Genomic DNA, 13013 nt, shown 5'->3' with positions numbered 1-13013 from the left:
CGCCGCGGCAAAAACAAAGGCCTCGCTGATGCGAGGCCTTGTGCTTTCTGGCCGTGTTGCCTCAGCCCATCGCCGCCTTGACCGCCTCGCCCAACTGGTACACCGCCAGCGCATAGAAGAAGCTGCGGTTGTACCGCGTCAGCACATAGAAGTTGCGCAGGCCCAGCAGGTACTCGGTGGGCTGGTCGGGCGTGGGCAGGTCCACCACCAGCACGCCGGTCTCGCCTTCGCGCGCGAGGCTGATGGGCTCGTCCACGCGCAGTCCGGCGCGGGTCAGCTGGTTGACGGTGCGGGTCGGCCACGGCTCGCCATCGGCCGCCGCGGTGGCGACACCGAGACTGCCCGCGTCATCGGCGATGCGCCACACCACCGGGCGGCCCGGCTCCCAGCCATGCAATTGCAGGAAGCGCGCCACGCTGCCGATGGCGTCAGTGGGGCTGTTGCGCAGGTCGACGTGGCCGTTGTTGTCGTAGTCGAGGGCGTATTCGCGCAGGCTGGTCGGCATGAACTGCGGAATGCCGATGGCGCCGGCATACGAGCCCAGTACCGAGTAGACGTCGGTGCGGGTGTCGCGGCACCACACCAGGAAGTCGGCCAGCTGATTGCGGAACAGCGTGCTGCGGGCTTCGCGGTTGGGCGTGGCCGGGTAGTCGAACGCCAGCGTCGACAGCGAATCGAGCACGCGGAACGTGCCCATGTCGCGCCCGTAGATGGTTTCCACGCCAATGATGCCGACGATGACCGAGGCCGGCACGCCGAACTCGGCTTCGGCGCGGCGCAGCGTGTCGCGATTGTCCTGCCAGAAGCGCACGCCCGCGTTGATGCGGATCGGCTCGATAAAGCGCGAGCGGTAGGTGCGCCAGCTTTTGCGGCCGGTGGTAGCGGGCGGCATGATCAGGCGCACCACGGTGGCCGAATAGACCGCCTGTCCGAACCAGTCCTGCAGCATGCCGCGGTCAAAGCCGTGGCGGGCCACCATCTCGTCGATAAAGGCTCGCGCTTGCGGGTTGTCGCGGTAACGGCCCGGTTCGATTTCTTCCTCGCGCACGCTGACGCGGCGTTTGCCGGCGGCGAGCAGGCTGGGGGAGAGGCCGCAGAGTCCGAGTGCGGCAGCGGAAAGCGCGGCGCCCAGCAGGGGGCGTCGCAGTGAGCGCTGGGTGTCGGTCATGGTGTCCTTTGCAAGTCGCACCGAGTATAGCGGATGCCACTGCGGCATTCGCGTCGGCGCGGGCACGCCTGGCGCGCCCGCGCCGCTGGGTGGCATGGCCGTGCCTGTGCTAACGTAACGTTTGGAGACAACATGGCGACGCATTGCGACCCATTGCGACGATAAGAGATGCCGACCGGCTATTACACGCACCCCGAATTCCAGCGGCACGAGATGGGGCACTTCCATCCCGAATGTCCGGAGCGCCTGCAGGCGATCGAGGATCACCTGATTTCGCATGGCCTGGACGGGCTGCTGGAGCGCCGCGAGGCGCCGCCCGCGACGCGCGAACAGCTTGAGCGCGTGCACCGGCCCGAGCACGTCGACGCACTGGAAAACGCCAGCCCGTCCAGCGGCTACCACGCGATCGATCCGGACACCTCGATGAACTCGCACACCCTCGCCGCCGCCACGCTGGCCGCCGGCGCGGCCGTGGCCGCCACCGACGCGGTGATCGCCGGCGAGTTCGAGAACGCGTTCTGCTGCGTGCGCCCGCCCGGACACCACGCCGAGCCGGACCGCGCCATGGGCTTCTGCTTCTACAACAACGTGGCCATCGCCGCCCGCCACGCACTGGAGGCGCACGGGCTCGAGCGCGTGGCGATCATCGACTTCGACGTGCACCACGGCAACGGCACCGAGGCGGCGTTCCGCGGCGACGAGCGCGTGATGATGTGCAGCATCTTCCAGCACCCGTTCTATCCCTACAGCGGCACCGAGCACCTGGCGCCGAACATGGTCAATATCCCGCTGCCGGCCTATAGCAACGGCATGGCGGTGCGCGAAGTGGTCGAGACCATCTGGCTGCCGCGCCTCAATGAGTTCCGCCCGCAGATGCTGTTCATCTCCGCCGGCTTCGACGCGCACCGCGAGGACGACCTGGGCCAGATGGGCCTGGTGGAGCAGGACTATGCCTGGATCACCGGCCAGCTGGTCGAGGTGGCGCGCACCCATGCGCAGGGCCGCATCGTCAGCTGCCTGGAAGGCGGCTACAACCTCAGCGCGCTGGGCCGCAGCGTGCTGGCCCACCTGAAGGTGCTGCTGGAGCATTAGGAGACCGCTGCCATGGCCGAGAACGATGCGCGCGTGGATGCGCCGCTGCTGACCGAATCGCGCGACGCCGCCGGCGTGGCGCGCCTGACCATGAACCGGCCGCAGGCCTTCAACGCCTTGTCCGAAGGGCTGCTCGATGCGCTCACCGATGCGCTGCGCCGGCTGGCCGCCGACGACAGCGTGCGCGTGGTGGTGCTGGCTGGCGCCGGCAAGGCCTTCTGTGCTGGGCACGACCTGCGCGAGATGCGCGCCGCGCCATCGCACGATTACTACCGGCGTCTGTTCGACCGCTGCACGCGCATGATGATGGCGATCCAGCGGATGCCGCAGCCGGTGATCGCACGGGTGCAGGGCATCGCCACCGCGGCCGGCTGCCAGCTGGTGGCGATGTGCGACCTGGCGGTGGCGGCGGACGATGCCCGCTTTGCCGTGTCGGGCGTCAACCTGGGACTGTTCTGTTCGACACCGGGCGTGGCACTGTCGCGCAACCTGCACCGCAAGCAGGCCATGGAGATGCTGCTGACCGGCGACATGATCGATGCCGCCAGTGCCCGCGAGCGCGGCCTGGTCAACCGGGTGGTGCCGGCCGGCGAGCTGGATGCCGAGGTGGCCCGGCTGGCCGCCAGCATCTGCGCCAAGCCGGCCGCCGCCGTCGCTGCCGGCAAGGGGCTGTTCTACCGCCAGCTCGAGATGGGCATCGAGGCGGCCTACCAGCTTGCCGGGCAGACCATGGCCTGCAACATGATGGACGAGGCGGCGCTGGAGGGGGTGCAGGCCTTCATCGACAAGCGACCGCCGTCCTGGCGTGCCTCCTGATCGACTTGTCCGGTCTTTATATGCCGGGAGCGCATAAAGACATCGGCAAAAAGTCGTTTATGGTATGAAGCGAATCGCATAAAATACGCGCTTCAGAAAAATAACGAGCGGCAACAGCGCTGGAGATCCCTCGCCTGTTGCCGTTTTCTTTTGGTCACCTTTCCATGATCGAACTGCAAGGACTGTCGCAGCGCTTCCCGGGCGCGTCTGGCGACGTGCATGCATTGCGGGAGGTCAGCCTGTCGATAGCGGCGGGCGAAGTCTTCGGCATCATCGGCCGCAGCGGCGCCGGCAAGAGCACGCTGGTACGCGCCATCAACCTGCTGAACCGGCCCACCAGTGGCCGCGTGGTGGTCGCCGGCCAGGACCTGACGGCGCTGGACCGCAGCGCGCTGCGCCTGGCCCGCCGCGAGATCGGCATGATTTTCCAGCATTTCAACCTGCTGTCTTCGCGCACCGTGTACGAGAACGTGGCGCTGCCGCTGGAGCTCGCCGGCAAGCCCAGGGCCGAGATCGCCGCGACGGTGCTGCCGCTGCTGGACCTGGTCGGCCTGTCGGCATTGAAGGACCGCTACCCGGCGCAGATCAGCGGCGGGCAGAAGCAGCGCGTGGGCATTGCGCGCGCGCTGGCGAGCAAGCCCAAGGTGCTGCTGTCGGACGAGGCCACGTCCGCGCTGGACCCGGAAACCACCCGTTCCATCCTGGACCTGCTCAAGCAGATCAACCGCGAGCTGGGCCTGACCATCGTGATGATCACGCACCAGATGGAAGTCATCAAGCAGGTCTGTGACCGCGTGGCTGTGCTCGAGGCCGGCGAGGTAGTGGAGACCGGGCGCGTGATCGACGTTTTCCTGCGCCCGCAGCACGAGGTCACGCGCGCCATGATCGGCGATGTCATCTCGCAGGAACTGCCGGCGAGCGTGCTCAAGCGCGTGGAAAGCCGGCTCGGCAATGGCCGCGACCACGTCTACCGCCTGGCCTTCACCGGCGAGGGCGTCGACCAGCCGGTGCTGGCGCAGGCGATTCGCCGCTACGGGCTGGATTTCAATATCCTGCACGGCCATATCGACGAGATCCAGGGCCAGGCCTTCGGCTCGCTGGCGATCATGGCGACGGGCGAGCTGGCCGATGTGAAGGCGGCGATGGAATACCTGCAGGCGCAAGGCGTCGTGGTGGAGGAGTTCGAGCATGTGGTCTGAAATGTTTGACCTGTTCCTGACCTCGTTCAACGAGACCCTGCTGATGGTGGCGATCTCGGGCGTGGTCGGCGCGCTGCTGGGCGTGCCGCTGGGCGTGCTGCTGCACCTGACCAACCGCGGCGGCGTGCTGTCGCACCCGCTGTTCAATCGCACCATCGGCGTGGTGGTCAACGCGGTGCGTTCGATCCCGTTCATCATCCTGCTGGTGGTGGTGATCCCGTTCACGCGCTTTATTGTCGGTTCGTCGATCGGCACCACCGCGGCGATCGTGCCGCTGACCATCGCGGCGATCCCGTTTATCGCACGCCTGGTGGAAAGCGCGCTGCGCGAGGTCGACAAGGGCCTGGTCGAAGCCGCCCAGTCGATGGGTGCCACCACCGGCCAGATCGTCTGGAAGGTGCTGCTGCCCGAGGCCATGCCCGGCATCGTCGCCGGCCTGACCATCACCTTCGTCAGCCTGGTCGGCTACTCCGCCATGGCCGGCGCCATCGGCGGCGGCGGGCTGGGCGACCTGGGCATCCGCTACGGCTACCAGCGCTACATCACCGAGGTGATGGTGGCGGTGGTGGTGATCCTGATTGTCTTTGTGCAGGCGGTGCAGAGCTTCGGCGACTGGCTGGTCCGGCGCATCAGCCACCGTTGAACCCAACCTTTTTCGAAAGAGGAACGTACATCATGCAACGTCGCAACCTGCTGCAATGGATGCTCGGCGCCGCGCTCGGCGCCTCGCTGGCCACTGGCGCGTTCGCCCAGGAAAAGCCGATCAAGATCGGCGTCACCGGCGGCCCGCACGCCCAGATCATGGAACAGGTGAAGAAGGTCGCCGCCAAGGACGGCCTTAACATCCAGGTGGTCGAGTTCAGCGACTACATCCAGCCCAACGCCGCGCTCGCCTCCGGCGACCTGGATGCCAACAGCTACCAGCACCTGCCGTACCTGGAAGCCCAGATCAAGGATCGTGGCTACAAGTTCACGCATATCGCCTACACGGTCACGTTCCCGATGGGCGTGTACTCGAAGAAGATCAAGTCGCTCGACCAGCTCAAGCAGGGCGCGCGCGTGGGCGTGCCCAACGATCCCACCAACGGTGGCCGCGGCCTGCTGCTGCTGCAGAGCAAGGGCGTGATCAAGCTCAAGCCCAACGCCGGCCTGAAGGCCACGCCGCTGGACATCGTCGAGAACCCGAAGAAACTCCGCATCGTCGAGCTCGACGCCGCCCAGCTGCCGCGCTCGCTGGATGACCTGGACGCCGCCGCCATCAACGGCAACTATGCCGAGTCCGCGGGCCTGTCGCCGACCAAGGACGCGATTGCCATCGAAGGTCCGAAGGGCCCGTACGCCAACCTGATCGCGATCCGCGAGGCGGACAAGAACAAGCCTTGGGTGGCCAAGCTGGTGAAGGCCTACCATTCACCGGAAATCAAGCAATACGTCACATCGACCTTCAAGGACTCGGTCATCACCGCCTGGTAAGCCGGCGTCACTTGAGCCTTTCATCCAATCAGACGATGCCGCCCAACGCGGGTTTGCGACACAATCGCCGAACGGATGAAGCGATGCCGGGCCTATGCCCGGCATCATTTTGCCGATAAAATAGTACGATCGTTCGAAAAACAGGAGAGCCGCCAACCCGGTGGTTATAATGACGAGCGAACAAAATTTCTGACTATCAGCTATCAGTGGAGTGAGCGCATGAAAGTACTCGTCGCAGTCAAGCGGGTGGTGGATTACAACGTCAAGGTCCGCGTCAAGGCGGACGGCTCGGGCGTCGATCTGGCCAACGTCAAGATGAGCATGAACCCCTTCGACGAAATCGCCGTGGAAGAGGCCGTGCGCCTGAAGGAAGCCGGCGTGGCCACCGAAGTGATCGCCGTCTCGTGCGGTGTCACGCAGTGCCAGGAAACCCTGCGCACCGCGATGGCCATCGGTGCCGACCGCGGCATCCTGGTGGAATCGACCGAAGACCTGCAACCGCTGGCCGTGGCCAAGCTGCTGAAGGCGCTGATCGACAAGGAACAGCCGCAACTGGTGATCCTGGGCAAGCAGGCCATCGACGACGACTCCAACCAGACCGGCCAGATGGTGGCCGCGCTGGCCGGCCTGCCGCAAGCCACGTTCGCCTCGAAGGTGGTGGTGGCCGACGGCAAGGCATCGGTCACGCGTGAAGTCGACGGCGGCCTGGAAACGCTGTCGCTGACGCTGCCGGCCGTGGTCACGACCGACCTGCGCCTGAACGAGCCGCGCTATGTCACGCTGCCGAACATCATGAAGGCCAAGAAGAAGCAGCTCGATATCGTCAAGCCGGAAGACCTCGGCGTCGACGTCAAGCCGCGCCTGTCGACCCTGAAGGTGGTCGAGCCTGCCAAGCGCAGCGCGGGTGTGATGGTGCCGGACGTTGCGACGCTGGTGCAGAAGCTGAAGAACGAAGCCAAGGTTATCTGAGCGCGGGGGAGAAATAACATGACTGCACTCGTCATTGCTGAACACGACAATCAATCCATCAAGGCTGCCACGCTCAACACCGTGACTGCCGCTGCCCAATGCGGCGGCGACGTGCACGTGCTGGTGGCCGGCGCCAACGCCAAGGCCGCGGCCGATGCCGCCGCCAAGATCGCCGGCGTGACCAAGGTCCTGCTGGCCGACGCCGCCTACTTTGGCGACGGCCTGGCCGAGAACGTGGCCGAGCAGGCGCTGGCCATCGCCAACGACTACTCGCACATCCTGGCCCCGGCCACCCCGTACGGCAAGAACATCCTGCCGCGCGTCGCCGCCAAGCTGGACGTGGCCCAGATCTCGGAAATCTCCAAGGTCGACGCCCCGGACACCTTCGAGCGTCCGATCTATGCCGGCAATGCCATCGCCACGGTCAAGTCGGAAGACAAGATCAAGGTCATCACGGTGCGCGGCACCGCCTTTGACGCCGCCGCGGCAGAAGGCGGCTCGGCCGCCGTCGAGACCCTGCCGGCCGTGGCCGACGCGGGCGTTTCGCAATTCGTTTCGCGCGAAGTGGCCAAGAGCGACCGCCCGGAACTGACCGCCGCCAAGATCATCGTTTCCGGTGGCCGTGGCGTGGGTTCGGGCGAAAACTACACCAAGGTGCTGACGCCGCTGGCCGACAAGCTCAACGCCGCGCTGGGCGCCTCGCGCGCCGCGGTGGACGCCGGCTTCGTGCCGAACGACTACCAGGTGGGCCAGACCGGCAAGATCGTCGCGCCGCAGCTGTATATCGCCGTCGGTATCTCGGGCGCGATCCAGCACCTGGCCGGCATGAAGGACTCCAAGGTGATCGTCGCGATCAACAAGGATGCCGAGGCGCCGATCTTCTCCGTGGCCGACTACGGCCTGGTGGGCGACCTGAACACCGTGGTGCCGGAACTCGTGGCAGCACTGGGCTGATGCCTCGCCGGCCGCGACGCGGCCGGCACGGATAGCCGCAGGTAGCAAATAACTAGCCGTTCCGGGGGCCACCCGCGAACGGCTTTTTCATACATGTTGGGAGACATCGATGACCTACCGTGCGCCGATCAAGGACATGCTGTTCGTCATGAACGAGCTGGCAGGCCTTGAGGCCGTCAGCCAGCTGCCCGGCTTCGAGGAAGCCACGCCCGAGACGGCCGAGGCCGTGCTCGACGAGGCGGCCAAGTTCAACGAACAGGTGGTGGCGCCGCTGAACCGCGCTGGCGACCTGGAGCCGAGCAGCTGGAAGGATGGCGTGGTCACCACCACGCCGGGTTTCAAGGAGGCCTTCCGCCAGTTCGGCGAGGGTGGCTGGCAGGGCGTGCTGCATCCGCAGGAATTTGGTGGACAGGGACTGCCCAAGCTGGTCGCCACGGCGTGCAACGAGATGCTGAACACCGCGAACCTGTCGTTCGCGCTGTGCCCGTTGCTGACCGACGGCGCCATCGAGGCGCTGCTGACGGCCGGTTCCGACGCACAGAAGGCCACCTTCCTGCCCAAGCTGATTTCCGGCGAGTGGACCGGCACCATGAACCTGACCGAGCCGCAGGCCGGTTCGGACCTGGCTGCGGTGCGCACCCGCGCCGAGCCGCAGGGCGACGGCACCTACAAGGTGTTCGGCACCAAGATCTTCATCACCTACGGTGAGCACGACATGGCACAGAACATCGTCCATCTCGTGCTGGCGCGCACGCCCACTGCGCCCGAGGGCGTGAAGGGCATCTCGCTGTTCATCGTGCCCAAGTTCCTGGTCAATGCCGACGGCAGCACCGGGGCGCGCAACGATGTCCATTGCGTCTCCATCGAACACAAGCTGGGCATCAAGGCGAGCCCCACGGCGGTGCTGCAGTTCGGCGACCATGGCGGCGCGATCGGCACGCTGGTCGGCGAAGAGAACCGCGGCCTCGAGTACATGTTCATCATGATGAACTCGGCGCGCTTCTCGGTCGGCATGCAGGGCATCGCGGTGTCCGAGCGCGCCTACCAGCAGGCGGTGGCGTTTGCGCGCGAGCGCGTGCAGAGCCGCCCGGTCGATGGCTCGGCGCGCGAGGCGGTGACCATCATCCACCATCCGGATGTCAAGCGCATGCTGATGACCATGCGCGCGCTGACCGAAGGTGCGCGCGCGGTGGCGTACGTGGCCGCTGCCGCCAGCGACGCGGCGCACCAGCATCCCGACGAAGCCGTGCGCAGGCAGAGTCAGGCGTTCTACGAGTTCATGGTGCCGGTGGTCAAGGGCTGGAGCACCGAGCTGTCGATCGATGTCACCAGCCTCGGCGTGCAGGTGCATGGCGGCATGGGCTTTATCGAGGAAACCGGCGCGGCGCAGCACTACCGAGACGCGCGCATCCTGCCCATCTACGAAGGCACCACGGCGATCCAGGCCAATGACCTGATTGGCCGCAAGACGGTGCGCGATGGCGGCACGGTGGCGCGCGCGATCTGCGCGCAGATCGCCGAGACCGAGGCCGCGCTGGGCCAGCACGGCGGTGCCGCCTTCACCGCGGTGCAGACGCAGTTGGCCAGGGGCCGCGCCGCGCTGGAGGCGGTGGTGGAGTTCGTGGTGGCCAATGCCAAGTCGGATCCAAACGCGGTCTTTGCCGGCAGCGTGCCTTACCTGAAGCTGTGCGGCATCGTGTTCTCCGGCTGGCAGTTCGGCCGCGCCATGCTGGCTGCTGACGCAAAGCGAGCCGAGGATCCGGCCTTCCACGACGCCAAGATCGCGACCGCGCATTTCTTTGCCGAGCATATCCTGTCGCAGGCATCGGCCTTGCGCGATGCGGTGGTAAGCGGCGGAGCGCCGGCCAATGCGTTGAGCGCCGAGCAGTTCTGAGCGGCACGCGCGTTGCGCATGCAAGAAGGGCGACCCTGGCGGGTCGCCCTTTTTTTCAGGCCGGGACGGTGCTGTCTCAGGCGGCCGCCGGACGTGGCGCCAGGTGATGGCGCGCCGGCTGCAGGTAGCGATGGACCGACAGGTCGTCGGCACGGATCGCCGGCGACTTGCCCGACACCAGGTCCGACAGCAGCTTGCCCGAGCCGCACGCCATGGTCCAGCCAAGTGTGCCGTGGCCGGTGTTCAGCCACAGGCCGTGCACCTGGGTCGGGCCGACGATGGGCGTGCCGTCGGGGGTCATGGGGCGCAGCCCGGTCCAGAAGGTAGCCTGGCTGACATCGCCGGCACCTGGGAACAGGTCGGTCACCACATGCTCGAGCGTGCGGCGCTTGGCAGGGTCGAGGCTGCGGTCATAGCCGACGATCTGGGCCATGCCGCCCACGCGGATGCGGTCGTCGAAGCGGGTCAGGGCAACCTTGTAGGTCTCGTCCAGCACCGTCGATACCGGGGCGCGCGAGGCATCGTTGAGCGGCACGGTGATCGAGAAGCCCTTGAGCGGATACACCGGCAGGTTGGACATGCCGCGCAGGAAGGGCTTGACCAGCTGCGTCGACCAGCTGCCTAGCGCCACCACCACCAGGTCGGCCGCCATCGGCTCGCCATCGACCACGGCGCCGGTGACGGCGTCACCCTGGCTCATCAGGCCATCGATCGAGCGGTTGTACAGGAACCGGACTCCCAGCGTGCCGGCCATGCCAGCGAGGCGTTGCGTGAACAGCGCGCAGTCGCCGGTTTCGTCATTGGGAAGGCGCAGGCCGCCGGCCAGCTTGTGGCGGACGGCGGCCAGGGCCGGTTCGCTCGCGGCGAGTTCGTCGCGCGAAAGCAACTGGTAGGGCACCCCGGCTTGTTCGAGCACGGCGATGTCCTTGGCCGCGCCATGCAGCTGCTCGTCGGTGCGGAACACCTGCAGCGTACCTTGCTGGCGGCCCTCATAGGCAATGCCGGTTTCCGCGCGCAGCGCGCGGATGCAGTCGCGGCTGTACTCGGCCAGCCGCACCATGCGTTCTTTGTTGACGGCATAGCGCCCGGCGCTGCAGTTCAGCAGCATCTGCCACATCCATTGCAGCTGGAACAGCGTGCCGTCCGGGCGGATGCTGAGCGGCGCGTGCTCCTGGAACATCCACTTGATCGCCTTGAGCGGCACGCCGGGCGCGGCCCAGGGCGACGCGTAGCCGGGCGAGATCTGGCCCGCATTGGCAAAGCTGGTGCCGAGCGCGGGGCCGGCCTCGCGGTCGACCACGGTCACTTCGTGACCAGCCTTGGCCAGATACCACGCACTGGTGACGCCAATCACGCCACTGCCAAGTACGAGAACGCGCATGTTCGGGGGCTCCAACTGCGATGACTACGATATAGAGGATTTGTCTCTATACTATTGAATGCAATCCAGTCATAGTTACCGAATTTCTCAGAAAAACAGGAAAAACTCATGAGAATGAGTCGCCAGCCCCAACGCACGCTCGACCGGCTCGACCGCAAGATCCTGACCGCGCTGCAGAGCGACGGGAGGATGTCGATGAAAGACCTGGCCGAGGCAGTCGGGCTGACCATCACGCCCTGCATCGAGCGCGTCAAGCGCCTGGAGCGCGATGGTGTCATCATGGGCTACTACGCGCGGCTGAACCCGGCGCTGCTAGGCAGCGCACTGCTGGTGTTCGTCGAGATCTCGCTGGGCAACAAGTCGGGCAATATGTTCGAGCAGTTCCGCCGCGAGGTGCTGCGGATTCCGGAAGTGCTGGAATGCCACCTCGTCTCGGGCGATTTCGACTACCTGATCAAGGCGCGCATCCGCGAGATCGGCGAGTACCGGCGGCTGCTGGGCGATATCCTGCTGCAGTTGCCTGGCGCTGCGCAGTCCAAGAGCTATGTGGTGATGGAAGAGATCAAGGAGACGCTGGCAATCTCGGTCGAGGAGAAGAGCCAGGCAGCGTGACGAAGGCCAGCATGGAGCGCCCCCCGCCAAAACCCAAGCCCGCCGCCCGGCCAGTTGCCAATGGCACCACGCGGCGCGAGGCCGACCCGGACCTGCAGGCACCGCCGGCAGGCGCGCGGCCGCCCGTGGCACGCAAAGGGCGCGGCGCCGTCAGCAACCTGCAGGGGCGTTTCGAGCGCGACCAGCGCGAAACGTTCGACGATGGCTGGGGTCCGGGCCCGGATGAAGCCGCGACGACGCCCGAGGCCGTACCGGCCCAGGACGACGCGCCGCTGCCGCCGCTGCGCACCGAAGTCCATCTCGAGCCGGCCCGTTCGGTGCTGACGCGCAATGCGTCACCTGACGTCCCGTTCGACGTTTCGCTCAATCCCTACCGCGGCTGCGAGCATGGCTGCATCTATTGCTTCGCCCGGCCGACGCACGCCTACCTCGACCTGTCGCCGGGGCTGGACTTCGAAACCCAGTTGTATGCCAAGACCAATGCCGCCGAGCGCCTGCGCGAAGCACTGGCGCGGCCGTCATATCGCTGCGAGACCATCGCGCTGGGCGTCAACACCGACGCGTACCAGCCGATCGAGCGCGAGCAGCGCATCACGCGCAGCCTGCTGGAAGTCCTGCATGGATGCGATCACCCGGTGGCGCTGATCACCAAGTCGTCATTGATCGAGCGCGATATCGACCTGCTTGCGCCGATGGCGGCCAAGCGGCTGGCGGTGGCGGCGCTCACCATCACCACGCTCGATGCCGGCATTGCGCGCACGCTGGAGCCGCGCGCGGCAACGCCGTCGCGGCGGTTGCGCACCATCCGCACGCTGACCGACGCCGGCATCCCGGTAGGGGTCAGCATCGCCCCGGTGATCCCCTTCATCACCGAGCCGGACCTGGAGCGTGTGCTGGAAGCGGCGCGCGAGGCGGGCGCCGTCTATGCGAACTACATCGTGCTTCGGCTGCCCTGGGAGGTGCGGCCGCTGTTCGAGGAATGGCTGCAGGCGCACTTTCCGGATCGCGCCGAACGCGTCATGAATCGCGTGCGGGACATGCGCGAAGGCAAAGCCTACGATGCGAGCTTTGCCACGCGCATGCGCGGGACTGGCGTCTGGGCGGACTTGCTGCGCCAGCGCTTCTACAAGGCCGCCGAACGGCTCGGCTTCCGCTACAACCGGTTTGAACTGGATACTTCGCGGTTTCGCCCGCCCGCGGCGGGCCCCAGCGGCAAGGACGATCCGCAGGGTTCGCTTTTCTGAGTCTTCAGGGCCGCTGCAGTGGCCATCTGGTCGCCGATCATGCTGCTGGCAAGCTCCAGCGCGGCTTTGGCGCTCGATGGCGGCAGTCCCGAGGACAGCGCCAGCCGGACGGCGATCGCCGCCAGGCGTCCTTCCTCATAGCTTGACATGTCGATTCTTGCTCCTTTGCGCTGCCTGGCCGTGGCCTCGCCGCGCGTCGTGCCGCCAGGAT

General features: G+C 66.6%; 12 protein-coding genes. 10 read left to right on the top strand and 2 right to left on the bottom strand.

Annotation, left to right across the window (positions count from 1 at the left end):
* Window positions 1–61 precede the first annotated feature (61 nt).
* Complete coding sequence (gene mltB, locus E5S69_RS20170) at window positions 62–1168, bottom strand: lytic murein transglycosylase B (protein WP_171516398.1); 1107 nt, start codon at window positions 1166–1168, stop codon at window positions 62–64.
* Between the two features lie 168 nt (window positions 1169–1336).
* Here mltB and E5S69_RS20165 point away from each other — a divergent pair, with 168 nt between their 5' ends.
* The 8 genes from E5S69_RS20165 (at window position 1337) to E5S69_RS20130 (ending at window position 9565) form a co-directional block, all read left to right on the top strand.
* Window positions 1337–2260, top strand: a complete 924-nt coding sequence (locus E5S69_RS20165) for a histone deacetylase family protein (RefSeq protein ID WP_171516397.1) — start codon at window positions 1337–1339, stop codon at window positions 2258–2260.
* Between the two features lie 12 nt (window positions 2261–2272).
* Complete coding sequence (locus E5S69_RS20160; RefSeq protein ID WP_171516396.1) at window positions 2273–3076, top strand: enoyl-CoA hydratase; 804 nt, start codon at window positions 2273–2275, stop codon at window positions 3074–3076.
* Between the two features lie 164 nt (window positions 3077–3240).
* Window positions 3241–4275, top strand: a complete 1035-nt coding sequence (locus tag E5S69_RS20155; RefSeq protein ID WP_171516395.1) for a methionine ABC transporter ATP-binding protein — start codon at window positions 3241–3243, stop codon at window positions 4273–4275.
* Window positions 4265–4918 (top strand): methionine ABC transporter permease, encoded by a 654-nt coding sequence (locus E5S69_RS20150; protein ID WP_171516394.1) that lies wholly within the window; start codon window positions 4265–4267, stop codon window positions 4916–4918. Before E5S69_RS20155 ends, E5S69_RS20150 begins: the two co-directional genes overlap by 11 nt.
* Window positions 4919–4950: 32 nt before the next feature.
* Window positions 4951–5748 carry a MetQ/NlpA family ABC transporter substrate-binding protein gene (locus E5S69_RS20145; protein ID WP_171516393.1) on the top strand — a complete coding sequence of 266 codons (798 nt, stop codon included), beginning with the start codon at window positions 4951–4953 and terminating at the stop codon, window positions 5746–5748.
* Between the two features lie 219 nt (window positions 5749–5967).
* Window positions 5968–6717: an electron transfer flavoprotein subunit beta/FixA family protein gene (locus E5S69_RS20140; RefSeq protein ID WP_171516392.1), complete on the top strand. Its 750-nt coding sequence runs from the start codon at window positions 5968–5970 to the stop codon at window positions 6715–6717.
* Window positions 6718–6735: 18 nt separating this feature from the next.
* Window positions 6736–7671 (top strand): electron transfer flavoprotein subunit alpha/FixB family protein, encoded by a 936-nt coding sequence (locus E5S69_RS20135; protein WP_171516391.1) that lies wholly within the window; start codon window positions 6736–6738, stop codon window positions 7669–7671.
* A gap of 109 nt (window positions 7672–7780) precedes the next feature.
* The gene (locus tag E5S69_RS20130; RefSeq protein WP_171516390.1) at window positions 7781–9565 is read left to right on the top strand and encodes an acyl-CoA dehydrogenase; all 1785 of its coding nucleotides are present in this window, start codon (window positions 7781–7783) and stop codon (window positions 9563–9565) included.
* Window positions 9566–9641: 76 nt separating this feature from the next.
* On the opposite strand, the gene E5S69_RS20125 is transcribed toward E5S69_RS20130, so the two are convergent.
* A complete protein-coding gene (locus tag E5S69_RS20125) occupies window positions 9642–10946 on the bottom strand; it encodes a D-amino acid dehydrogenase (RefSeq protein WP_171516389.1) in 1305 nt (434 codons plus the stop codon).
* A 108-nt stretch (window positions 10947–11054) separates the two neighbouring features.
* On the opposite strand from E5S69_RS20125, the gene E5S69_RS20120 reads away from it, so the two are divergent.
* Both E5S69_RS20120 and E5S69_RS20115 read left to right on the top strand, forming a co-directional pair.
* Window positions 11055–11558 (top strand): Lrp/AsnC ligand binding domain-containing protein, encoded by a 504-nt coding sequence (locus E5S69_RS20120; RefSeq protein WP_171516388.1) that lies wholly within the window; start codon window positions 11055–11057, stop codon window positions 11556–11558.
* 11 nt (window positions 11559–11569) lie between these two features.
* A complete protein-coding gene (locus tag E5S69_RS20115) occupies window positions 11570–12802 on the top strand; it encodes a PA0069 family radical SAM protein (RefSeq protein ID WP_236901394.1) in 1233 nt (410 codons plus the stop codon).
* Window positions 12803–13013 lie beyond the last annotated feature (211 nt).

This window comes from Cupriavidus necator, assembly GCF_013141915.1.
Classification (GTDB): Bacteria; Pseudomonadota; Gammaproteobacteria; order Burkholderiales; family Burkholderiaceae; genus Cupriavidus; species Cupriavidus necator_B.
The sequence above is the reverse complement of the archived record's forward strand: the minus strand, read 5'-3'. Positions and strand labels throughout refer to the sequence as shown.